General features: G+C 71.8%; 18 protein-coding genes. 12 read left to right on the top strand and 6 right to left on the bottom strand.

What is annotated here, in order from left to right:
* Window positions 1-3: 3 nt before the first annotated feature.
* Genes ACZ4XD_RS29750 through ACZ4XD_RS29735 form a run of 4 tightly spaced genes read left to right on the top strand, consistent with a single transcriptional unit; the run spans window position 4 to window position 6,339 of the window.
* Complete coding sequence (locus ACZ4XD_RS29750) at window positions 4-1,131, top strand: P-loop NTPase family protein (protein WP_468047075.1); 1,128 nt, start codon at window positions 4-6, stop codon at window positions 1,129-1,131.
* Entirely contained in the window at window positions 1,112-4,126 is a 3,015-nt protein-coding gene (locus ACZ4XD_RS29745; protein WP_468047073.1) for an AAA family ATPase, read from the top strand. Before ACZ4XD_RS29750 ends, ACZ4XD_RS29745 begins: the two co-directional genes overlap by 20 nt.
* Window positions 4,123-5,265 carry a trypsin-like peptidase domain-containing protein gene (locus ACZ4XD_RS29740; RefSeq protein ID WP_468047071.1) on the top strand — a complete coding sequence of 381 codons (1,143 nt, stop codon included), beginning with the start codon at window positions 4,123-4,125 and terminating at the stop codon, window positions 5,263-5,265. The genes ACZ4XD_RS29745 and ACZ4XD_RS29740 overlap by 4 nt, the downstream gene beginning before the upstream one ends.
* A gap of 9 nt (window positions 5,266-5,274) precedes the next feature.
* Window positions 5,275-6,339, top strand: coding sequence for a trypsin-like serine peptidase (locus tag ACZ4XD_RS29735; RefSeq protein ID WP_468047069.1), 1,065 nt, complete (start codon window positions 5,275-5,277; stop codon window positions 6,337-6,339).
* A gap of 71 nt (window positions 6,340-6,410) precedes the next feature.
* On the opposite strand, the gene ACZ4XD_RS29730 is transcribed toward ACZ4XD_RS29735, so the two are convergent.
* The 3 genes from ACZ4XD_RS29730 to ACZ4XD_RS29720 all read right to left on the bottom strand — a co-directional run bounded on the left by ACZ4XD_RS29730 (window position 6,411) and on the right by ACZ4XD_RS29720 (window position 9,217).
* A complete protein-coding gene (locus ACZ4XD_RS29730) occupies window positions 6,411-7,451 on the bottom strand; it encodes an ABC transporter substrate-binding protein (protein ID WP_468047067.1) in 1,041 nt (346 codons plus the stop codon).
* Between the two features lie 76 nt (window positions 7,452-7,527).
* Window positions 7,528-8,412 (bottom strand): ABC transporter permease, encoded by an 885-nt coding sequence (locus tag ACZ4XD_RS29725; RefSeq protein WP_468047065.1) that lies wholly within the window; start codon window positions 8,410-8,412, stop codon window positions 7,528-7,530.
* On the bottom strand, window positions 8,402-9,217 hold the full coding sequence (locus ACZ4XD_RS29720; RefSeq protein WP_468047064.1) for an ABC transporter ATP-binding protein: 816 nt from the start codon (window positions 9,215-9,217) through the stop codon (window positions 8,402-8,404). Before ACZ4XD_RS29720 ends, ACZ4XD_RS29725 begins: the two co-directional genes overlap by 11 nt.
* Before the next feature lie 226 nt (window positions 9,218-9,443).
* On the opposite strand from ACZ4XD_RS29720, the gene ACZ4XD_RS29715 reads away from it, so the two are divergent.
* From ACZ4XD_RS29715 to ACZ4XD_RS29680, 8 genes are all read left to right on the top strand, one after another.
* Window positions 9,444-11,168 carry a sensor histidine kinase gene (locus tag ACZ4XD_RS29715; RefSeq protein WP_468047062.1) on the top strand — a complete coding sequence of 575 codons (1,725 nt, stop codon included), beginning with the start codon at window positions 9,444-9,446 and terminating at the stop codon, window positions 11,166-11,168.
* Window positions 11,165-11,857 (top strand): response regulator, encoded by a 693-nt coding sequence (locus ACZ4XD_RS29710; RefSeq protein WP_468047060.1) that lies wholly within the window; start codon window positions 11,165-11,167, stop codon window positions 11,855-11,857. The genes ACZ4XD_RS29715 and ACZ4XD_RS29710 overlap by 4 nt, the downstream gene beginning before the upstream one ends.
* Before the next feature lie 188 nt (window positions 11,858-12,045).
* A complete protein-coding gene (locus ACZ4XD_RS29705; protein ID WP_468047059.1) occupies window positions 12,046-12,657 on the top strand; it encodes a GNAT family N-acetyltransferase in 612 nt (203 codons plus the stop codon).
* Window positions 12,658-12,786: 129 nt separating this feature from the next.
* Window positions 12,787-13,524: a FadR/GntR family transcriptional regulator gene (locus ACZ4XD_RS29700; protein WP_468047057.1), complete on the top strand. Its 738-nt coding sequence runs from the start codon at window positions 12,787-12,789 to the stop codon at window positions 13,522-13,524.
* A complete protein-coding gene (locus ACZ4XD_RS29695) occupies window positions 13,521-15,086 on the top strand; it encodes an amino acid permease (RefSeq protein WP_468047055.1) in 1,566 nt (521 codons plus the stop codon). Before ACZ4XD_RS29700 ends, ACZ4XD_RS29695 begins: the two co-directional genes overlap by 4 nt.
* Window positions 15,087-15,088: 2 nt before the next feature.
* Complete coding sequence (locus ACZ4XD_RS29690; RefSeq protein WP_468047053.1) at window positions 15,089-16,108, top strand: asparaginase; 1,020 nt, start codon at window positions 15,089-15,091, stop codon at window positions 16,106-16,108.
* 88 nt (window positions 16,109-16,196) lie between these two features.
* Complete coding sequence (aspA, locus tag ACZ4XD_RS29685; RefSeq protein WP_468047051.1) at window positions 16,197-17,618, top strand: aspartate ammonia-lyase; 1,422 nt, start codon at window positions 16,197-16,199, stop codon at window positions 17,616-17,618.
* 345 nt (window positions 17,619-17,963) lie between these two features.
* Complete coding sequence (locus tag ACZ4XD_RS29680; protein ID WP_468047049.1) at window positions 17,964-18,758, top strand: carbon-nitrogen hydrolase family protein; 795 nt, start codon at window positions 17,964-17,966, stop codon at window positions 18,756-18,758.
* A 152-nt stretch (window positions 18,759-18,910) separates the two neighbouring features.
* Here the strand turns inward: ACZ4XD_RS29680 and ACZ4XD_RS29675 are convergent, their stop codons facing one another.
* Genes ACZ4XD_RS29675 through ACZ4XD_RS29665 form a run of 3 tightly spaced genes read right to left on the bottom strand, consistent with a single transcriptional unit; the run spans window position 18,911 to window position 21,881 of the window.
* Window positions 18,911-19,549: a LutC/YkgG family protein gene (locus ACZ4XD_RS29675; RefSeq protein ID WP_468047047.1), complete on the bottom strand. Its 639-nt coding sequence runs from the start codon at window positions 19,547-19,549 to the stop codon at window positions 18,911-18,913.
* Window positions 19,546-21,117 carry a LutB/LldF family L-lactate oxidation iron-sulfur protein gene (locus tag ACZ4XD_RS29670; RefSeq protein ID WP_468047045.1) on the bottom strand — a complete coding sequence of 524 codons (1,572 nt, stop codon included), beginning with the start codon at window positions 21,115-21,117 and terminating at the stop codon, window positions 19,546-19,548. The genes ACZ4XD_RS29675 and ACZ4XD_RS29670 overlap by 4 nt, the downstream gene beginning before the upstream one ends.
* The gene (locus ACZ4XD_RS29665; RefSeq protein WP_042152615.1) at window positions 21,114-21,881 is read right to left on the bottom strand and encodes a (Fe-S)-binding protein; all 768 of its coding nucleotides are present in this window, start codon (window positions 21,879-21,881) and stop codon (window positions 21,114-21,116) included. Before ACZ4XD_RS29665 ends, ACZ4XD_RS29670 begins: the two co-directional genes overlap by 4 nt.
* Between the last annotated feature and the right edge of the window lie 125 nt (window positions 21,882-22,006).

The following is a 22,006-nucleotide window of genomic DNA, read 5'->3' as shown; positions in this document are numbered from 1 at the left end:
GGGATGCCGTTGACCGAAACGGAGTGGGACCTGGTCACCACATGGGCGCGGAACTATCTGCTCGACACCACCGATCCGCATACCCAGCTCGCCCAGTACGGCTTCCCGCCGGAATTCATCGGCGGGCTGCGGCTGACGCAGATCAGCGCGGACAACGCCCGCGCCCTCGTGCACCGGTCCCGCACGGACATCCAGCGGCAGCTGCGGCTCGTCGAGGCCCTCACCACCATCGACCGGCTGGCCGTGCTTCCGGACATCGTGAAGGCGCAGGAATTCCTGGGCCGGCTGCGGGAGGACTTCCGGGCCCATGCCGCGCGGGACAACTTCCGTACCTGCGTCCTGAAGAACGGCGCCGAGGCCTTCATCGACCGCCAGGGCCTGCGGGAGACCCTGCGCCGGCTGGTCGCGGACCCGCATCAGTTCATTCTGCTGGTCGACGGCGAGCCGGGCAGCGGCCGGTCGTACACCTACAACTTCCTCCGCCACATCGGACAGCACGCCGGATTCCGTCCGGTGCGGGTCACCCTGTCGCACACCGCCACCGCCGCCAAGGTCGTCCGGCGGCTGGCCGATTTCGTCGCCGATCCGCAGGAGGGCGCCGCACCGCTGAATCCCACGGAGCTCAACGACCCGCTGCCGTCGATCGATGAGGCCGCGCACTGGGTGGCCGGCCGAGCCACCGCCGTCGAGGAACGGCTGTGGCTGGTCCTCGACGAATGCGACAAGCTCGATCCCAGCTCCGATGTGTGGGACTTCATCGGACAACTCGGCATGGCCATCTACGAGCACGCCGCCGTCCGCGGCGACCAGGCGCCCCGGCTGGTGCTCCTCGGGTACGGGCGCTCGATGCGTCAACTCCCTTACGACCTGCGGGGAAATCTGGCCTGGGACACCGCGCGGATCGCCGAACCCGACGATCTGCGCACCTTCTTCGACCAGGTCTTCCATGAGTCGCCACCGGAGCTGCTCGGTACGGGGCAGCTCCGGGAATCCGCCATCGCCACGCTCGTGGACGCGGCCGTGGACGAGGTGCTCCGGGCCACCGGACCGAACGGGGCGGACCGCGAGACCTATATGCGCAAGCTCTGCACGGCGGCGGAGGGGGCCATCCGTGTCTACCAGTCCCTCTGACGGCCGCCCGCTGGACCCTGCCGCGGCACGGGAGTTGTTCGTCGCCCGGCTGCGCGCGGAGCTGCACCCGGGCGAGGAGCGGCCCCATGAGGTCTCCGACGCCCGCCGCGCCTACCGGGAGGCGGTCTGTCTGCTGAGCCGTTTCGACCCCCAGCGGCTCCGGCTGCCCGGCGAGGAGACCGCCACCGGCGGCGCGGTCCTGGAACTGGTCGACGACTGTACGACCCTGGGGATGCAGGACCAGGCCGGGTGGTCCCTCAAGTCCGATGTCCGGGACCGGACGCTCCGGGGGCTGGCCGGGCCCGCGGCCGCCCGGCACGTCCTGGAGTGCCATCTCGACCAGCTCCCCGGCGAACCCGGTCCGGAACGCTTCGCGCTGGCCTATCTCTCCGGCCACCCGCCGGAGACGGACCGGCTGACCACCGACGAGCTGGCCGATGCCCTCCAGGCGGTGCTGTGGCTCTCCCGGGTCCCGGGCACGACCGGGCTGCCGGATCTCGCACAGCTCCAGCTCACCCTGGAGCGGGCCAGGCTGCTCGATCCCCTCAAGCGCCTCGTACGGTCACCGTTCCAGGGGCGTACCCGCGAACTCGCGGAGCTGCGGGACTATCTCGTCCCGTCCGGGGGGCCCGCGGCGGCCGGCGCCCGGCCGGACGGTGCTCCGCAGCACCCGGGCCCGGTCCCTCCGCTGGTGGTGCACGGGCCCGGCGGGATGGGCAAGACCACCCTGCTCGCCAAGTTCGTGCTCGACACCCTCCACGACCCGGCCGGCTGCTTCCCGTTCGCCTATATCGACTTCGAGCGGCCCACCCTCTCCATTCAGGAACCGCTCACGCTGATCGCCGAGGTGGCCCGGCAGCTCGGCATCCAGTTCCCGGCCCACCGCGCCGAGCTGGACGCGCTGGCGCACGAGTGCCAGGAGGCGGCCCGCAGCCAGCGGGAGGGGCAGGAGCGGGTGAGCCAGCTGCATGAACTCGCCACCACCCGGGCGGTGCTGGGGCGCCGCTCGTCGCAGCAGTTCCAGTCGCTGGCCGCCGGACGGGAGACCGATCTGATCCGCCGGGTCGCCGAGGTCCTGCGGCGGGCGGTGGCGGAGCGGGCGGACGGGGAGCATCCGGAGGACCCGCCGTTCGCGCTGGTCGTCGACTCGTTCGAGGAGGCTCAGTACCGCGGTTCGCCGGTGGTGGGCCGGATGGTGGCGATCTATCTCTCGTTCCAGAGCATCTATCCGCGGATGCGGCTCATCGTCTCCGGGCGGGCGCCGGTCGAGCATCCGGCGAAGACCGTCGAATCGCTCGACATCGAGCTCGGTGAACTCGATCCGGAGGCGGCCGTCGGCCTGCTGACGTCCTGCGGGGTCAAGGACCCGGAGGTGGCCCGGGCGCTGGCGGACCGGGTCGGTGGCCATCCGCTCAGTCTGAAACTGGCCGCCCGCGCCGCCACCCTCGCGGGCGCCGGGGCCGAGCAGACCTGCGAGCTGATCCGCAGCCTGCCCGAACGCCGTCATCAGGTCTTCCGCGGGGTCGACCAGCTGCTGGTCCAGGGGATTCTCTACGACCGCGTCCTCAGCCACATCAGTGACGAGGACGTCCGCCGGCTCGCCCACCCCGGGCTGGTGCTCCGGTTCATCACCCCGGAGATCATCCAGGAGGTGCTCGCCGGACCGTGCGGGCTGCGGGTGACGACCCCGGACGCGGCCCACGCGCTCTTCGCGGAGCTCAGCCGCCTGGACCTGGTCGAGCCGGCCCGCCCGGACGCCGTGCGCTACCGCAGCGATGTCCGCGCCATCATGCTGCGGCTGCCGGGCGGCGACCGTACCGCCGTGATGCGCGAGGTCGAGCGGCGCGCGGTCGAGCACTACGCCGCGCGCGACGGCCTGGAGGCCCGGGCCGAGGAGATCTACCACCGGCTGCGGCTCGACGAGAACCCGCGCTCGGTGGAGGAGCGGTGGCTGCCGGGTGTCGAACGGTTCCTGGCCGGGGCGCAGCAGGACATGACGCCGAGAGCCGCGGGCCTGCTGACCGCCCGGCTCGGCGGCGGCACCCCCGATCAGGTCGCGGCGGGCGCCGACCAGGAGGACTGGGAACGGATCGCGGCCCGCGAGGTGGAGGATCTGCTCGCGCAGGGCTACGCCCAGGCGGCCTTCGACCGGCTGGGCAGACGGCAGCCCTGGACACCGTGCAGCCCCCTGCACGCCCTGCTCGCCGAGGCCCTCAACCGGCTCGGCCGGCAGGACGAGGCCCGCCGGGCCACGGCGGACGCCATCGACGCGGCGGAGCGCGCGGGCTGCGGGGAACGCCGGCTGGAGCTGCTGCTGCTCTCCGCCCGGCTCTCGGAGGAGGCCGGCGACCTGGCGAGCGCGGGCCGCGCCCTGCGGATCGCCGAGGACGTCGCGGTCGGTCTGGGGCAGGACCTCGAAGCGATGGGCGCGCTGCTGGCCCGCGCCCGGCTGACGGCGGGCGTGGACGGCGCCGCCCCGGAGGCGGACCGGGAACTCGCCGAGCGGCTGCGGCAGTTGCCCGATGCCGTGCTCGCCGACCGGCCGGTGCTGGTGCGCGCGGTCGCCTCGCAGATCTACGACCAGGCGCCCGGCGCGCTCGACCATGCGCTGGAGGTGGTGGGGCTGCCGGACGACGACGAGACACTGGACGCGCTGGGCGCGGCGATGCGCCGCGCGACCGGCCGGCAACCGGCGCTGCTGGGCCGGGTGATGGAGATCCTCGACGAGGCGGCGGGGCCGTCCCGGCAGCCGTCCGGCGGCGCGCCGACCGGTATCGCCGGGATCCTGCGGCTGGCCCGGGACCGCGGCACCCTCGCCACGCTCGCCCGGCGGCTGCTGGCCGTCCCCGACAAGAGCGGGGAGATCGTCGCCGGGGTTGCCGCGGCCATGGGCGTGGGCACCGGTGCCCGTACGGCGGGCCACGCCTCCGGGCCGGAGCACGGGGGCCGTCCCCAGGACGAAGGGAGCGGCCCCGCGGGGCCGGAGGACCGATGACCGCCTATCTCTCGCCCGACGACATCCGCCGGGTGCTGGACGCCGCGGTGGAGACCGGGCTCGCCGACCCCAGCGTCCGGCCGCTGCTGCTCGACGGCATCATGCCCCGCTACCGCAGCACGCTGCCGCTGCATCCGGCGCCCGGCCGGCAGGCGCACTCCGACCTGAACGAGATGAACCGGGTGGAGCGGCTGGTGGACGGCTCGGTGCCGCTGGAGATCTGGCTGCGCAACGCCGTCGCCGAGACCACCGAGGCCGCACCACTGACCGTGTTCCAGAAGGCGCTGGACGATGTGGCGCGGCAGGCGGGCGGTGAGCCGGATGTGCTGGCCGGGCTGCCCTCCCCCACGGCGGAGATCAAGGAACAGATCGTCCACCGGGACGACACGGTGCCGATCGGCTTCCTCCGCGGTGGTGAGCTGGCGGGCGGCGCGGTCGCCCGGCTCAAGGTGCCGCCGTATCAAGGGGGCGCTCCGCTCCGGCCCAACGGCTTCCCGCACTCCGGTACGGGGTGGCTGATCGCGCCGGATCTGCTGGTCACCAACCACCATGTGGTCAACGCCAGGGCCGGGACCGGGACGGGGCGGCCGCTGGCCGACGCCGAGGATCTGGGCCTCCAGGCTCAGCACACCCTGGCCCGGTTCGACTTCGACACCGAGGACATCGAGACGGCGGAGGCCAATGTCAGCGCGCTCGTCGCCGCGGACGCGGAGCTGGACTACGCCGTGCTGCGGCTGGCCGCCGAGCCCGCGCGGCCGGTGCTGAAGCTGGCGGCGGAACCGCTGCGGGTCACCGGCGGCGACTATGTGGCCGTCAACATCATCCAGCACCCGGGTGGTCAGCCGAAGCGGGTCGCGCTGCGCAACAACCTCGTCTACGAGGCGGACGAGACCGATGTCCGCTACTTCACGGACACCCGGGGCGGGTCCTCGGGGTCGCCGGTCTTCACGGACGACTGGCAGGTGGTGGCGCTCCACCGCGGGACGCGGCGGGTGGAGAACGTGCGGTTCCAGGGCAGGACGACGGCCTTCGTCAATGTCGGCACCCAGATGCGCAGCATCATGCGCCATCTGCAGACCAGCAGTCCCGGTGTCCATGCCGAGATCGAGACGGCGCAACAGGCCGCCCAGCGCGGCTGAGGAGGCGAGATGCACAGTCGGCGCAGATCACCGGTGGCGGCCGGTCCTGAGCAGGTCTTCTCGGATCTGCGGGAGGTCGCGGCGCGGGTGAAGGAGGGGCTGACCTGGGAGATCCCGGAATCCCTGGAGGAGTTGCCCGCGGAAGAGTTGCCGGCCGGGCAGATCGCGCAGTTCGCCCAGCAGGAGCGGGCCCGGGTGCTGTCGGCGGGCGTCAGCGGTCTGGAGAAGCTCGCCGAGGGGCGGGCGGACGAGATCGGCGACGACGAGTCCTTCGGTATGGAAGCCATCGTGCTGCTCGAAGGCCGCCCCGCCATCCTCGTCCAGAACCATGACTTCGCACCGCAGCAGGGTGACTGGGCGGTGCTGGACGGCCATCGGGCAGCGATCCGGGAATCGCTCTCGCGGGTGGGCCGGGTCGAGCTGTCCGGTCATCTGAGCCTGGACTGGCTGGGTACGGCGTTCCTGGTCGGCCCGGACGTGGTGCTGACGAACCGTCATGTGGCGGCGGAGTTCGCCCGTGGCGACGGCGCCGGCTGGACCTTCCAGGAGGGCATCAGCGCCCGGCTCGACATGGGCGAGGAGTACGGCGGGGACGCGGCGGGCGGCGGTCCCGCCTATGACGTCGTCGAGGTGCTGGGCATCCACGAGGACGTGGATCTGGCCCTGCTGCGGGTCGCGCCGCCGGCCGGTGGCGGGGCGCTGCCCCCGCCGCTGGCCGTGGCCGCGGACGCGCCCGCCGATCTGCCCGGGCGTCCGGTGTACTGCGTCGGTTATCCGGCGTACGACGGCCGGCGCAATGAGCCGGAGTCGATGCGCCGGATCTTCATGGACATCTACAACGTCAAGCGGCTGCAGCCCGGCACCGCCACGGAGCTGGTGCCGGGTCAGAACGTCATCAAGCACGACTGTTCCACGCTCGGCGGCAACAGCGGCTCCCCCGTCATCGACCTCACCGACCACCGGGTCCTGGGCCTGCATTTCGGCGGCCGCTACGGCTTCGGCAACTTCGCCGTACCGCTGTGGCAGCTGGTGGAGGATCCGCTGCTGGCCCGGGCGGAGATCAACTTCGTCTGAGCCGCCGCGCGTCCACGGGGCGGCCCGGTCCGCCGGTCAGGCCGGTCCGCCGGTCAGCCCGGTCGGCTCCGTCAGCCCGACTTCTTGACGAACTCGGTGGTGTAGGTCTTCTTCAGATCCACCGTGGCGTTCTTGAGGTTGGGGTTGAAGGACTTCAGCACCCGCTCGACGGTCGCGGGCCCCTCGGCCGGCATCACCCCGTCCTCGGTGAACATCGGCAGGGTGTCCTTGATCGCCTGGGCGTACAGCTTCTTGCCGCCCTGGGCGTAGTCGGCGGGCATCTTCGCGGCGATCTGCTCGGGGGTGTGCGTGGACATCCACTTGAGGGTCTTCACCAAGGCGTTGGCGAGCTTGTGCACGGTCTCCTTGTGGCTGTTCACCCAGTCGGTGTTCATGTAGAGGCTGGACGAGGGGTAGGGGCCGCCGAGCGCCTTCTGGGAGCCCTCGGGGGTGCGCATGTCGAGAAGGACCCTGCCGAGATCCTTGTCCACGATCTGCGCGACCGTCGGATCCGTCGTCATCCCGCCCTGGATGGAGCCCTGTTGGAGGGCGGCGATGAAGGTCTGGCCGGCGCCGACCGCGACCGGGGTGAACTCGTTCGTCCGCACACCGTTCTTCACCGCGAGGTATTTGGTCAGGAAGTCGGTGGAGGAGCCGAGGCCGGTGACGCCCAGCTTCTTGCCCTTGAAGTCCTTGGGTGAGGTGAGCTCGCCGGCCGCCTTGTTGGAGACGACCTCGACCTCGCCGGGGGCATGCGCGAGCTGTACCACCGACTCGACCTGCTTGCCCTTGACCTGGAGATCGAGGGTGTGGTCGTAGAAGCCGACGACGCCCTGGACGTCACCGGAGACCAGCGAGGTGGTGGCCTGCACACCGGCCGGCTCGGTGAGCAGGGTGACGTGGACGCCTTCGTCCTCGAAATAGCCGAGTTGCTGGGTGAGTCTCGCGGGCAGATAGATGACCTTGTCGAGCCCGCCCACCATGATCTTGATCTTTCCGTTCGCGTCGTCCGGGGCGCCGGCCCCGGACGCGCCGCCACCGCAGGCGGTGAGGGTGGTCAGGGTGAGAGCGGCGGCGGCCAGAGCGGCCGGGAACTTCCGTACGGTGCGCATGGGTCACGTCCTTGTGAAGTGGGAACGGGTGGGTGGGTGCGGCTCAGCGGGCGCCCGCAGGGTCGGCCGGACCGGCTCAGCGGCCGCCCTCGGGGTCGGCGGGCTTCCAGCGGAAGAGCCGCCGTTCGAGGAAGGCCAGCAGCCCTTCGGCGAGCAGCGCGACCACCGCGAGGATCACCATGGCGGCGTACACCCCGGCCGCGTTGAAGGTGCCCTGGGACGCCGAGACCAGCAGGCCGAGGCCCTTGGTCGCGCCGATGTACTCGCCGACGATCGCGCCGATCAGCGCGAAGCCGAAGCTGACATGCAGGCTGGTGAAGATCCACGAGGTGGCGGAGGGGATCACCACGTGCAGGGTGACCTGGCGGCTGCTCGCGCCGAGGATCCGGGAGTTGGCGACCAGGTTGCGGTCGACCTCCCGGGCGCCCTGGAAGGCGTTGAAGAAGACCGGGAAGAAGACGAGGACGACGGCGGAGGCGACCTTGGAGGCCGGTCCGAGGCCGAACCAGATGAGGAAGATGGGGGCGAGCACGATCCGCGGGAGGGCGTTGAGCACCTTGATGTACGGGCCGAGCACATCGGCGAGGAAGCGGATCCGGCCGAGCGCGATGCCCAGCACCACACCGCCGATGACACCGATCACCCAGCCGAGCAGCGCCTCGTAGAGCGTGTACCAGATCTGCTCCCACAGCGAGCCCTGCGGGGTGCCGTGCAGCGCCCACTGGCTCATCTGGTCCCAGATCTTCGAGGGCATCGAGAAGTTGAACGGATCGATGACGGCGGCCCGGGCCAGCCACTCCCACAGCCCGATCAGCCCGACGAGCAGCAGCACCCGGGTGCCGTGGACCAGGAATCGGTGCCGGCGCGCGGCCCGTTCCCTGACGCGGGAACGGTCCGTACGGCCCGCGCCGGCCGGGGAGTTGGCCGGGGACTTGGCCGGGACGGCGGTCTCAGGCGACATCCGCTGCACCCCTCTCGCGGGTGATCCGGACCTCTTCGCCGAGCGAGGACCAGATCTCCCGGTAGATCTCGATGAACCTCGGCTCCAGCCGCACCGATTCGACCTTCCGGGGACGCGGCAGACCGATGTCGAAGACCTCCTTCACGGTCGCCGGACCGGCGGTCATGACCACGACCTTGTCGGCGAGGGCGATGGATTCCTCCAGGTCGTGGGTGACGAAGACGACGGAGGCGCCGGTCCCCGACCACAGCTCCAGGAGTTCGTCGGACATCAGCGCCCGGGTCTGGACGTCGAGCGCGGAGAACGGCTCGTCCATGAGCAGGAGTTCGGGGTCGTTGACGAAGGTCGCGGCGAGGGCGACCCGTTTGCGCTGTCCACCGGAGAGCTGGTGTGGATAGCGGTCCTCGAAGGCGGCCAGCCCGACCCGGGCCAGCCAGTCCCGCGCCCGCTGCCGGGCCTCGGCCTTCGGTACGCCACGGAAGCGGGGGCCGGCCATCACGTTCGACAGCACGGTGCGCCAGGGGAAGACGGCGTCCTGCTGGAAGACGAACCCGATCTTGTCCCCGATGCCGCTGACCGGCTCACCGCCGACCAGCACCTCACCTTCCGTGGGCTCCTCCAGGCCGCTGACCAGCGTCAGCGTGGTGGACTTACCGCACCCGGTGGGCCCGACGACCGCGACGAACTCACCGCGCTCGACGACCAGATCCAGATCCCGGACGGCGGTGTGCAGCGCCCCCGACGGCGTCCGGAATGCCTTGCTCGTACCCCGCAGTTCGATCGCGGGGCTCGTGTGGCTGCTCATGGCCCGCGAGGCTAGGAGCGATACGGGCCGCAACGGCAGCCTTGTGGGCGCAAGCCGCCTTTCTGCGCGCAAACCCTGTTGTGCTCATTTTGCTCACGCTAGAACCACTAAGGGGCTACCAGGGGGTACACAGGTGCTCACGCACGGCATACGGTGCCGGCACCCCCAAGTAAAAGGAAGATTCGGTTCCGCAAGGGTGCGGAGGGCCGGAGACAAGGGAGAGCCCATGCGGATCCGCTGGCCCCGACGGGTCTTTGCGCAGGTACTGACCGCGCAAGTGGCCCTGACCACCGGGGTCATGGTGCTCGCCACCGGTCTCTTCCTCGCCCCGCTCGGCACCGAGCTGGACGACCAGGCGATGCGCCGGGCACAGTCCATCGCCCAGACCACCGCCGCCGACCCGGACCTCGCCCGGGAACTGGTCGCCTCCGGGCCGGACGCCCACGGGCCGGTGCAGGCCGCCGCGGAGCGGATCCGTACCGCGACCGGCGCGCTGTACATCGTGGTGATGGACACCCGCGGAGTGCGCTGGTCGCACACCCACCCCGCCGAGATCGGCCGGCATGTCTCCACCGACCCGAGCCGGACCCTCGCCGGACGGCAGGTGCGGCAGATCGACACCGGCACGCTGGGGCGTTCGGCCCGCGCCAAGGTGCCGCTGCGCGACGACCGCGGCCGGATCGTCGGCGCGGTATCGGTCGGGATCGCCTACGACAGCGTCCGGGACCGGCTGCTCGGCACCATCCCCCAGCTGCTGCGGTACGCGGGCGCCGCGCTGGCCGTCGGGGTGCTGGCCGCGATCGTGCTCTCCCGCCGGCTGCGCCGCCGTACGCACGGGGTGGCGTTCGCCGATATCTCCGCGCTGCTCGAAGAGCGGGAGGCGATGCTGCACGGCATTCGCGAGGGGGTGGTCGCCGTCGACCGGCGCGGCCGGATCCGGCTGGTCAATGACGAGGCCGGACGGCTGCTGGGGCTGGACGGCCGGGCCGCCGGCCGGGCGCTGGAGGAGGTGCTGCCGCCGGGCCGGACGACGGAGGTGCTGGCCGGGCGGGTGGCCGGACCGGATCTGCTGGCCGTCAGCGGCGGCCGGGTGCTGATCGCCAACCGTATGCCGACCCAGGACGGCGGGGCGGTGGTGACCCTGCGGGACCGTACCGAGCTGGAGTTGCTGGGCCGTGAACTGGACAGCACCCAGGGGCTGTTGGACGCCCTACGGGCCCAGGACCACGAGCACGCCAATCAGTTGCACACCGTGCGCGGGCTGCTGGAGCTCGGCCGGTACGAGAAGGCGGTGGAGTTCGTCACCGAAGTGGCCAGTACGCAGCGGGCGTCCGCGGAACAGATCGCGGAGCGGGTGTCCGATCCGCTGCTGTCCGCGCTGCTCGTCGGCAAGGCGGCGATCGCGGCCGAACGCGGGGTGTCCCTGCGGGTGTCAGCGTCGACGCTGCTGCCCGACACCGTGGTCGACCCGCGCGACCTGGTGACGGTGCTGGGCAATCTCCTCGACAACGCGCTGGACGCCGCCGCGGAGCGCCGCTGCGCCGAGCCGTTCGTCGAGGTGGAGCTGCGGGCCGAGCGCAGCACCGCCGTACTGCGGGTCTCGGACACCGGGCCGGGGGTGCCGCCGGAGCTACGGGAGCGGATCTTCGCCGAGGGCTGGTCCACCAAGGCCGCCCGGCCCGTCCCCGGGGAGGGAGCGCCCGCGGGTCCGGTGGCCTTCCACCGCGGCCGGGGCATCGGCCTGGCGCTGGTGCGCCGGCTCGCCGAACGCTATGGCGGGATGGCCAGGGTGACCGCCCGCGCGGGCGGCGGGGCGGTCTTCACCGTCGTCCTGCCCGAGGCCCTCGCCCCGGAGGACGCCTCGGTGCCGGGCGCGCCCGGGCGTCGGGAGCGCCCGGAACACCTGGAGTCGCGGAAGCGAAGACCCTTGGGGAGCGGAACCTCACGATGATCGATGTCCTGGTCGTGGACGATGACTTCCACGTCGCCGAGATCAATGCCGCATATGTGTCCCAGGTGTCCGGCTTCCGGGTCACCGGCCGCGCGCACACCGCCGCGCAGGCGCTGGCCACACTGGAGCGCACCCATGTCGATCTGGTGCTGCTCGACCACTATCTGCCCGACGAGACGGGCCTGAGCCTGGTCCGTCGGCTGCGGCAGCTCGGCCACCGCACCGACGTGATCATGGTGACGGCGGCCCGGGACGTCGGTACGGTCCAGGACGCGATGCGCTCCGGGGCGCTGCAATACCTCGTCAAACCGTTCGGCTTCTCCGGTCTGCGCACCAAGCTCGACGGCTATGCGGCGCTCCGCCGGACCGTCGAGGGGATAGGCGGCCGCGGCGAGGCCGGCCAGGAACAGGTGGACCGGATCTTCGGCGCCTTCCGGACCACCGACTCCCCGCACACCGAGCTCCCCAAGGGCCACTCGGCCGCGACCGTCGACCTGATCCGCCGGGTCCTGGGCGCGGTCGGGCACCCGCTGTCCGCCCACGAGGTCGCCGAGCGCGCCGGCGTCAGCCGCTCCACGGCCCAGCGCTATCTGAAGCACCTCGAACGCGGCGGCCACATCATCCTCACCCTGAAATACGGGGACACCGGGCGCCCCGAACACCGCTACCGCTGGGCCGGCACCCACTGACCGCCCCCGTGGGTTGCGCGCCGTCGACCGCCCGGCCCGGTGCGCGCCGCCCCGCGGTCGCCGCACAGCCGGCGCTCGCGGGACCCGGCCGGCTCCCCCGGCGCCCCCATACCCCTTGACCGCAGGCGGAGTTGCTCCCTTCGCCGCTCCATGGCAGCGGACGCCGGCCGCCCCCTAGGCTGCCGATCATGAATCCAACGGCAACCAACGGAATGCCCGCCGACCCCGCGCCCGAGATCCTGGACGCCCTCCAGCTGGCCGCCGACGCGGACCGGGCGACGGACTTCGCCGAGGCGGCTCACCGGATCCTGGCGGACCTGGTCAGCGGCGGCGCACCACTCGGCTGGGTCGACCCGCCCGGACGGGGCGAGGTGGCGGAGCTGGTCGACCGTGTCGTGCGGGCCGCCCACACCGGGGAGGGGGCGCTGCGGGCGGCGTACGCGGGCCCACGGCTGGTCGGGCTGGGGTACTGGCTGCGCTATGCCCGTCCGACCAATCGGCAGCACGCGGATCTGGAGAAGATCGCGGTGGCCTCCGAGGCCCATGGCCAGGGCCTCGGACGGTCACTGACCAGCGCCTTGGTCGAGGACGCGCGGGGTGCGGGGATCGAGGTCCTCACCCTGGACGCCCGGGCCGACAACACCAGGGCACTGACCCTCTACCGGTCGCTCGGCTTCCGTGAATACGGCCGGCTGCCCGACTTCGTGGCGATGGGCGGACGCCGCTACGACAAGGTCTTCTACATGCTGGACTTCCGCGGCGACGGACGGCACGACGGGGAATGGCCGCACCCGCGGTAGCGGATTCGGCACGGAGCGGAACGAAAACGGGAGGGAGGGGCGCGGGACTCCCGGGTCCGGGCCCGGATCCGGGGATGATCTGCGCCGCACCCCTTGACAGCTCCCCCGGCTGGAATCGACGATCCCGGGGTGAACCTGTCAGACAGCCAGACAGCTGGCGAGATGCCCCGACGGATCAGCGCGATGGAAGCGGTCCTGAACCATCTGCGCGGCGCCATCGAGCGGGGCGAGTACGCGGTCGGGGACAAGCTCCCCTCCGAGGCGGAGCTCTGCCGGCGGCTGGAAGTGAGCAGACCCGTGCTCCGGGAGGCGCTGCGGGCGCTCCAGACCATGGGGCTGACGGTCTCGCGCACCGGCAAGGGCACCTTCGTCATCTCCGACGGCGCCGTGGCGGACCCGACCTTCGGCGACTACGCGGCGAGCGACCTGCTTGAGGTGCGCCGCCATGTGGAGATCCCGGTGGCCGGCTACGCGGCGATGCGCCACACGGCGGAGGACCTCGATCAGCTGAACCGTCTGCTGGACCGGATGGAGCAGGAGACCGACACCACCGCGTGGGTGGCGATGGACAGCCTCTTCCATCTCGCCATCGCCCAGGCGGCCGGCAATCCGGTCTTCCGCCGGGTCATCGAGGAGATCCGCGATGCGCTGGCCCGCCAGTCGGCCTTCCTCAATGAGCTCGGCGGCCGGCGCGAGCAGTCGAACAGGGAACACCGGGCGATCGTCGAGGCCCTCGTCGACCGCTCCGAACACGACGCGGTGGAAGCCATGGCGCACCACCTCGCCCGCGTCGAGACGACGCTGACCACCATCGTGCGGTCGCAGCACCGTACGGACCCCTCCACGGAAGACGAGGATCACGCGTGAGCGAGCAATCCCTCCGGCAGGCGGAACGGCAGCAACAACAGAGCGCCTCACAGGGCGCGCATCAGCAGGCGGGCGGGCATGTGGACGCCGGTGACGCCGGCTACCAGAAGTCCCTGAAGTCCCGGCACATCAACATGATCGCGATCGGCGGGGCCATCGGCACCGGGCTGTTCCTCGGCGCGGGCGGCCGGCTCGCCAGTGCCGGACCGTCGCTGGCCGTGGCGTACGCGCTCTGCGGCCTGTTCGCCTTCCTGGTGGTGCGCGCGCTGGGCGAGCTGGTGCTGCACCGGCCGTCCTCGGGTGCGTTCGTGTCCTACGCCCGGGAGTTCCTCGGCGAGAAGGGCGCGTTCGTCGCGGGCTGGATGTACTTCCTGAACTGGGCGACCACCGGAATCGCCGACATCACGGCGGTGGCGACCTATACGCACTACTGGGGCATGTTCTCCGAGATACCGCAGTGGGTGATCGCGCTGATCGCGCTCGCGGTCGTGCTGACCGTGAACCTCATCTCCGTGAAGATCTTCGGCGAGATGGAGTTCTGGTTCGCGATCGTCAAGGTCGGCGCGCTGGTCGTCTTCATGCTGATCGGCATCTTCCTGCTCGTCACCCAGCACCCGGTCGCCGGCCACTCCCCCGGCCCCTCGCTGGTCACCGACCACGGCGGCGTCTTCCCGACCGGGACCCTGGCGATGCTGCTGGTCATCCAGGGTGTGGTGTTCGCCTATGCGTCGGTCGAGCTGGTCGGTGTCACGGCGGGCGAGACCGCGGAGCCGGAGAAGGTCATGCCGAAGGCGATCAACTCCATCATGTGGCGGGTGGCCGTCTTCTACGTCGGCTCGGTGGTCCTGCTGGCGATGCTGCTGCCCTGGAGCGCGTACTCGGCCGGGGAGAGCCCCTTCGTCACCGTGCTGTCCAAGATCGGGATACCGGCAGCGGGCGGTGTGATGAACCTCGTCGTGCTGACCGCCGCGATGTCCAGCCTCAACTCCGGCCTCTACTCCACCGGGCGCATCCTGCGCTCGATGGCGATGTCCGGTTCCGCGCCGCGGTTCACCGGCGTGATGAGCCGCAGCCAGGTCCCGTACGGCGGCATTCTGCTCACCTCCGGGGTCTGTGTGCTGGGCGTGGGCCTCAACTATGTCGTGCCGAGCGAGGCGTTCGAGATCGTGCTGAACTTCGCGGCGATCGGCATCCTCAGCACCTGGTCGATGATCATGCTCTGTCATCTGCTCTTCTGGCGGAAGGCGCGTGCCGGACAGCTCGTCCGCCCCAGCTACCGGCTCCCCGGCTCGCCGTGGACCGAGTGCGTCACGCTGGCCTTCCTGGCCCTGGTCCTGGTCCTGATGTGGGCCGACGGCGGAGCCGGCCGCACCACCGTGCTGTCGCTGCCGCTGATCGTGGCCGCGCTGGTCGGCGGCTGGTTCCTGGTACGGGGCCGGGTCGGCACCCTCCAGGAAGCCGCGGCGCGCGGCGAGCACCCGGACACCACACCCCCCGCTCAGCGCACCAAGAACACCCACGGCACAGACCACCCCCACGGCACCGAAAGCACCGAGAACTGATCATGAGCCAGAGCACCACCCTGCCGCCGCACCGCACCGCGGGCACCCCGCCCGCGGTCCGCGAACCGGCCCATGCCCCCGTCGCCCATGTGGTCCGCGGAGGCATCGTCGAGGGCGTCCACCACGGCTCCGTCGTGGTGCTGGCGGCCGACGGGAGCGTGGCATTCCAGGCGGGCGACATCGAGGCCGCGTTCTACCCGCGCTCGGCACTCAAGCCGGTCCAGGCGGTCGGCCTGCTGCGCGCGGGCCTGCCGCCGCTGGACGATCCGTCGCTGGCCCTGGTCGCGGCCAGCCACTCCGGCGAGGACCGCCATCTGGCCACGGCCCGGGAGATCCTGGCCGCCGGCGACCTGACCGAGGACGAGCTGCGCAACGTGCCCGATCTGCCGTACGACCCCGCCGTACGGGACGAGTGGATCCGGCGCGGTCTGGGGCCCACCCGGCTCGCACAGAACTGCTCGGGCAAGCACGCCGCCATGCTGCTGACCTGCCGCACCCGCGGCTGGGACCTGGACGGCTACCTCGACCCCGGCCATCCGTTGCAGCGGGAACTCGCCGCGACGGTCGAAGACCTCACCGGCCAGGGCATCGCGCGGGTCACGGTCGACGGCTGTGGCGCCCCGCTGTTCTCCGTCTCCCTCCACGGGCTGACCCGGGCCGCCGCCCGGCTGGCGACGGCCGCCCCCGGCACCGGGGAGGGCCGGGTCGCCCACGCCATGCGCACACACCCGGAGATGGTGTCCGGCAGCCGGCGGGACGTCGCCCGGCTGGTGCGGGCGGTGCCGGGTCTGCTCGCCAAGGACGGCTTCGAGGGCGTGCAGATCGCGGCCCTGCCGGACGGGCGGGCGGTCGGTGTGAAGATCGCCGACGGCGGTGACCGCGCCCGGATGCCGGTGACGGCGGCGGCCCTGGCGCGCTGCGGCATCGACCCCGGCATCCTCGCCCCGTTCGCCACCGCACCCGTCATCGGGGGCGGCGCCCCGGTCGGGGCGCTGCGGGCGGCGGGCGCCCTTGCCCCGTAAGTGACCTGACGCCTCATCACCTCTCCGCCGGGCTCACCCGCCCGGCCTCCTCCCCCTCCGCTCCACCTCGCAAAGGACCCGCTGCACCATGACTTCCGCCGGCCACCGCCGCGAACACGATCTGCTCGGCGACCGGGAGATACCCGCCGAGGCGTACTGGGGCGTGCACACCCTGCGCGCCGTGGAGAACTTCCCCATCACCGGTACGCCGATCGCCACCTACCCGCACCTGATCAATGCGCTCGCCGCCGTCAAGGAGGCCGCGGCCCGGGCCAACCAGGACCTCGGTCTGCTGGACACCGAGCGGGCCGACGCGATCGCCGCCGCCTGCCGGGAGATCCGGTCCGGCGGACAGCTGCACGACCAGTTCGTCGTCGACGTCATCCAGGGCGGTGCCGGGACCTCGACGAACATGAACGCCAACGAGGTGATCGCCAACCGGGCACTGGAGATCCTGGGCCATGGCAAGGGCGACTACGGCCATCTGCACCCCAACGAGCACGTCAATCTGAGCCAGTCGACGAACGACGTCTACCCGACCGCCGTCAACGTCGCCACGATCATCGCCGTCCGGGAACTGCTCGACTCGATGACCGTTCTGCGTACGGCCTTCGCGGCCAAGGCCGAGGAGTTCCGCGACATCCTCAAGATGGGGCGCACCCAGCTCCAGGACGCGGTGCCGATGACCCTGGGCCAGGAGTTCTCGGCGTACGCGGTGATGCTGGAGGAGGACCAGAGCCGGCTGGCGGAGGCGGTCCTGCTCATCCACGAGATCAACCTCGGCGCCACCGCCATCGGCACCGGCCTCAACGCCCCCAAGGGCTACGCCGAGGCGGCCCGCACCCATCTGGCCGCCCTCACCGGGCTGCCGCTGGTCACCGCCGCCAACCTCGTCGAGGCCACCCAGGACTGCGGGGCGTTCGTCCATCTGTCGGGCGTCCTGAAGCGCATCGCCGTCAAGCTCTCGAAGAGCTGCAACGACCTGCGGCTGCTCTCCTCCGGCCCGCGCGCCGGCCTCGCGGAGATCAACCTGCCGCCGGTGCAGGCCGGTTCGAGCATCATGCCCGGCAAGGTCAACCCGGTGATCCCCGAGGTCGTCAACCAGGTCGCCTTCGAGGTCATCGGCAACGACGTCACCATCACCATGGCGGCCGAGGCGGGCCAGCTCCAGCTCAATGCCTTCGAGCCGGTCATCCTGCACTCCCTCTCGGAGAGCATCACCCATCTCGGGGCGGCCTGCCGCACCCTCGCCGAGCGCTGCGTGGCGGGCATCACCGCCAACACGGAGACGCTCCGGGCCAGCGTGCAGAACTCCATCGGCCTGGTCACCGCCCTCAACCCGCACATCGGCTACACCGCCGCCACCGCGATCGCCAAGGAGGCACTCGCCACCGGACGCGGCGTCGCCGAACTCGTCCTGGAAAAGGGGCTGCTGCCCGCCGACCGGCTCGCGGCACTGCTGCGCCCGGAGGAAATCGCCGGTACGGGCGGGGACTTGAGCACTGTCTGACACCGGCCCGCCCGGCCGTTCGCCGAAGGGCTCCGGCGCCGGGACACCCTCACGCAGGATCTCAGGCCGGTAACCGACCGTGAGGAGGCCGCCCGCCGTGCCGTCCGGGAGGAGCCGGGATCCCCGTAGCCCCTCCCGGACATGCTCCCGGACGTGCTCCCGGACGTGCTCCCGGACGTGCTCCTGGGGCGGGTTCAGGCGCACGATGAGGAGGAGTGCACCTGTCTGACGACCGGCCCCGGGCAGTCGGCAGGCAGGATGGTCACCGGCGCTCCCGGCGGTGCGACGGCCGGGCGGCGCCGGAACCAGGCCGTGAGGACACCGCACGAGAGAGAAGAGATCCGCATGCGTATCGCGCTGTGCCAGATGACGGCATCGACCGATCCGAAGGAGAACCTCGCGATCGTCCAGGACCAGGTCCGCCGTGCGGCACGCGAGGAGGCCCGGCTGGCGGTCCTTCCGGAGGCGGCCATGGTGCGGTTCGGGGCCGCGCTCGGGCGGGTGGCCGAGCCGCTGGACGGCCCGTGGGCGGAAGGGGTGCGGGCGGTGGCCCGGGAGACCGGCGTGACCGTGGTGGCGGGCATGTTCACCCCGGCGGACGACGGGCGGGTGACCAACACCCTGCTGGCCACCGGGCCCGGGGTCGAGGAGTTCTACGACAAGATCCATCTGTATGACGCCTTCGGATTCCGGGAGTCCGACGCGGTCGCCCCCGGGAAGCGCGTGGTGACCATCGATGTCGACGGGGTCCGGGTGGGCCTGGCGACCTGCTACGACCTGCGGTTCCCCGAACTGTTCCGGGCCCACGCCGATGCGGGGGCCACGGTGTCGGTACTGCCCGCCGCCTGGGCCGCTGGGCCCGGCAAGCGCGCCCAGTGGGACCTGCTCGTACGGGCGCGCGCCTTGGACGCGACGGTCTGGCTGGCGGCGGTCAATCAGGCCGCTCCGGATCCGCAGGCCGATCCCGAGGCCCCCACCAAGGCGCCGACCGGTGTCGGGCACAGCGCGCTGATCGGCCCCGACGGGACCGTACGCGGACAGCTGGGTGACCGGCCGGACCTGCTCGTCGGGGACGTGGACACCGAGGAGACCGCCCGGGTGCGACGGGCGGTGGCGGTGCTGGACAACCGGAGCCTGTAGACAGGCCCTTCGGTGACGATCCGCGTGCTTCCGCCCAACTCGCCGCGGCGGTCGGCCTCGACGGCCTGCGGCTGCCGCGCGAAGCGGCACGGTGGTGGACGGCGCGGCCCGCCCCGTGCGGGCGGCCGCGCCCCGGGGCACGACCCAGCCGCTCAGCGGTCGGTGCGGATCACCACCGCCAGCGTGCGCGGACCGTGCACCCCCTCGACCCGCTCCAGCTCGATGTCGGAGGTCGCCGAGGGGCCGCTGATCATCGTGATCGGGTGCTCCGGCGTCAACTGGGCCACCGCCTCCGGCACTCCGGTCCGCACCGACGACAGCTCGACGACACAGACATGCAGATCGGGGACGAGGGTCAGCGCGCGCCTCCCCTGGTCCGCGGCGGCGCCGTCCAGGAAGATCGTGCCGGTCTCGGCGCAGCTGACGGCGGAGCCCGTCACCACCCCGTCCAGCTCATCGAGCGAGGGCGCCGGCACCTCCGCGGAATCCGTCACCGTCTCCCCGTCGTAACCGGCCAGCCAGGCCGGATCGAGCCCCGGGGGCACCCCGATCTTCCGTGCACCGTGCGCCTGCAGCACCTCGGCGAGCGCCGCCGAGGTGGTTGCGGCGGTGCAGGTGCGCACCTGCGCCCGGTAGTCGACGAGCCGGTCGACGAAGAGGGCGAGCCGCTCCTCGTCGGGGAGGGTGCGACCGGTGCGATAGGCGCGGGGGACGGTCACCTCGGGCCCGTCGGACAGGGTCAGGGCGTCGCGGACACGGCGGAGCACCGTCTCCCGTGCGGTCGCGGTCACGAGTCCTCCTGCGGAGCGTCGTCGGTGTGCCGGGCGCCTTCTGCCGCGGCGGCCCGCATCGCGGCCGCGCCCTCGGCGGAGGCGAACCAGGAGCGGAAGGTCTGCCGGGGCGGGGCGGGGGTGTCACGGCTGTCGCTCCAGCCGTTGAGCGGCGGGGGCAGCCGGGAGAGGCTGCCATCCCGCCCCGCGGGCAGGCGTCCGAGCCCAGCCGCCTTCTGCGCGGCGGTGAACAGCCCCGGCCGCTTCATGACCGCGGCCGCGGCCTTCATCGCCAGCTTCTCCGCGGTCGTCCCGGACTGTTCGGTGTGCTGGTGCCGCAGCTCGACGAGGAGCGAGGGAATGTCGATCTTCACCGGGCAGGCGTCGAAGCAGGCTCCGCACAGACTGGAGGCGTACGGCAGCGAGCTGTTGGGATCGTCCTTGGCGCCGTGCATGCCGGCCAGCTGCGGGGTGAGCACCGCACCGATCGGGCCGGGGTACGTCGATCCGTAGGCATGACCGCCCGTCCGCTCGTACACCGGGCAGACGTTGAGGCAGGCCGAGCAGCGGATGCAGTGGAGCGCCGCGCGCCCGATCCGGTCCGCGAGCGCCGCGGTCCGCCCGTTGTCGAGCAGCACGAGATGGAACTCCTGCGGGCCGTCGCCCGGCGTCACGCCCGTCCACAGCGAGGTGTAGGGGTTCATCCGCTCGCCGGTCGAGGAGCGCGGGAGCAACTGGAGGAAGACCTCCAGGTCCTGGAAGCGTGGCAGGATCTTCTCGATGCCCATGACGGTGATCAGCGTCTCGGGCAGCGTCAGACACATCCGGCCGTTGCCCTCGGACTCGACCACCGCCAGGGTGCCGGTCTCGGCGATGCCGAAGTTGGCGCCGGAGACGGCCACCTTGGCCGTCATGAACTTCTCGCGCAGGAACGCGCGCGCCGCGGCCGCGAGCCGGGCGGGGTCGGCGTCCAGTGCGGGGTCGACGCCCGGGATGTGCCGGAGGAAGATCTCCCGGATCTCCTCGCGGTTGCGGTGGATCGCGGGCACCAGGATGTGCGACGGCCGGTCGTCGGCGAGCTGCACGATCAGCTCGGCCAGATCGGTTTCCAGCGCCGCGATCCCCTGGCCCGCCAGATGCTCGTTGAGGCCGATCTCCTGCGTGGCCATCGACTTGACCTTGAGGATCTCGTCGCTGCCGGTCTCCCGGACCAGCCGGGTGACGATCTCGTTGGCCTCGACGCCGTCCCGGGCCCAGTGGACGGTGCCACCGCGCTCGGTGACCTTCCGCTCCAGCTGCTCCAGCAGTTCGGGCAGCCGGTTCATGGTGTCGGTCTTGATGGCCGAGCCGGTGTCGCGCAGCTGCTCCCAGTCGGGCAGTTCGCCGGTGACGGCGAGGCGCTTGGCGCGGATGGAGTGGGTGGCCTTGCCCAGGTTGCGGCGCAGTTGCTCGTTGCCCAGCTCGTCGTGGGCGGCCCGGGGGAAGCCGCGCTCACCGCGCAGATGGCCCGTCCCGTACGGGGAGCGCGGGGGGACGGCCGGCATACCGAGGAAGGTGCCCTGCGTCGCGGGGCCGGTCGGACTGCTCATCGGGCGGCCTCCGTCAGGACGTGCGGCGCGGTGCGGGTGGCGGCGAGGATCTGGGCCAGGTGCAGGGTCCGCGTGCCGGACCTGATGCGCGAGAGGCCACCGCCGATATGCATCAGACAGGACGAGTCGCCCGCCGTGCACACCGCGGCGCCGGTGCCGGTGATGTGGTCCATCTTGTCCCGCAGCATCGCGGTGGAGGTCTCGGCGTTCTTGACCGCGAAGGTGCCGCCGAAGCCGCAGCAGGCGTCGGCCTCGGGCAGCTCCACCAGGTCGATGCCCTCGACGGCGCGCAGCAGCCGCAGCGGCTTCTCGCCGACCCGCAGCATGCGCAGCGAATGGCAGGTGGGGTGGTAGGTCACCCGGTGCGGGAAGTACGCGCCGACGTCCGTCACGTCGAGGACATCGACGAGGAACTCGGACAGCTCGTACGTCTTGGTCCGCACGGCGGCCACTCCGGCGCGGAGGGCCGCGTCCCCGTAGCGTTCGGCGACGAGCTCGTGCTGATGGCGGACCGAGCCCGCGCAGGAGCCCGACGGCACCACCACGGCCTCGATCGCCGGGTCGCCGAACTGTTCGGCGAAGTTCCGCACCAGCGGCACCGGTTCCCGCTGATAGCCGGTGTTGACATGCATCTGGCCGCAGCAGGTCTGCTGCGGCGGGAAGACCACGTCATGGCCCAGGCGGGCCAGGAGTACCGCGGTGGATTTCACCGCCTCCGGGAAGAGCGTGTCTCCCAGACAGGTGGCGAAGAGAGCGATGCGCATAGAGCCTCCCTGGCGCTTATGGTCCGACCATACTCCTCTCGAACCGAGCGGGAAAAGTAAGGACGCAGTTTGGTCCGACCTTATTGACATGCGACATCTTCGGTGGGCTACTGAGGGCCGATCGT

The sequence above is a fragment of the Streptomyces sp. NPDC029466 genome (assembly GCF_055574515.1).
Note: the sequence above shows the minus strand (reverse complement) of the source record. Positions and strands in the feature narration are given on the sequence as shown.

Coding starts and splice junctions, on each gene's coding strand:
- ACZ4XD_RS29750 (WP_468047075.1), top strand. CDS start 4: ATGCCGTTGACCGAAACGGAGTGGGACCTGGTCACCACATGGGCGCGG.
- ACZ4XD_RS29740 (WP_468047071.1), top strand. CDS start 4,123: ATGACCGCCTATCTCTCGCCCGACGACATCCGCCGGGTGCTGGACGCC.
- ACZ4XD_RS29735 (WP_468047069.1), top strand. CDS start 5,275: ATGCACAGTCGGCGCAGATCACCGGTGGCGGCCGGTCCTGAGCAGGTC.
- ACZ4XD_RS29730 (WP_468047067.1), bottom strand. CDS start 7,451: ATGCGCACCGTACGGAAGTTCCCGGCCGCTCTGGCCGCCGCCGCTCTC.
- ACZ4XD_RS29725 (WP_468047065.1), bottom strand. CDS start 8,412: ATGTCGCCTGAGACCGCCGTCCCGGCCAAGTCCCCGGCCAACTCCCCG.
- ACZ4XD_RS29720 (WP_468047064.1), bottom strand. CDS start 9,217: ATGAGCAGCCACACGAGCCCCGCGATCGAACTGCGGGGTACGAGCAAG.
- ACZ4XD_RS29715 (WP_468047062.1), top strand. CDS start 9,444: ATGCGGATCCGCTGGCCCCGACGGGTCTTTGCGCAGGTACTGACCGCG.
- ACZ4XD_RS29710 (WP_468047060.1), top strand. CDS start 11,165: ATGATCGATGTCCTGGTCGTGGACGATGACTTCCACGTCGCCGAGATC.
- ACZ4XD_RS29705 (WP_468047059.1), top strand. CDS start 12,046: ATGAATCCAACGGCAACCAACGGAATGCCCGCCGACCCCGCGCCCGAG.
- ACZ4XD_RS29690 (WP_468047053.1), top strand. CDS start 15,089: ATGAGCCAGAGCACCACCCTGCCGCCGCACCGCACCGCGGGCACCCCG.
- aspA (WP_468047051.1), top strand. CDS start 16,197: ATGACTTCCGCCGGCCACCGCCGCGAACACGATCTGCTCGGCGACCGG.
- ACZ4XD_RS29680 (WP_468047049.1), top strand. CDS start 17,964: ATGCGTATCGCGCTGTGCCAGATGACGGCATCGACCGATCCGAAGGAG.
- ACZ4XD_RS29670 (WP_468047045.1), bottom strand. CDS start 21,117: ATGAGCAGTCCGACCGGCCCCGCGACGCAGGGCACCTTCCTCGGTATG.
- ACZ4XD_RS29665 (WP_042152615.1), bottom strand. CDS start 21,881: ATGCGCATCGCTCTCTTCGCCACCTGTCTGGGAGACACGCTCTTCCCG.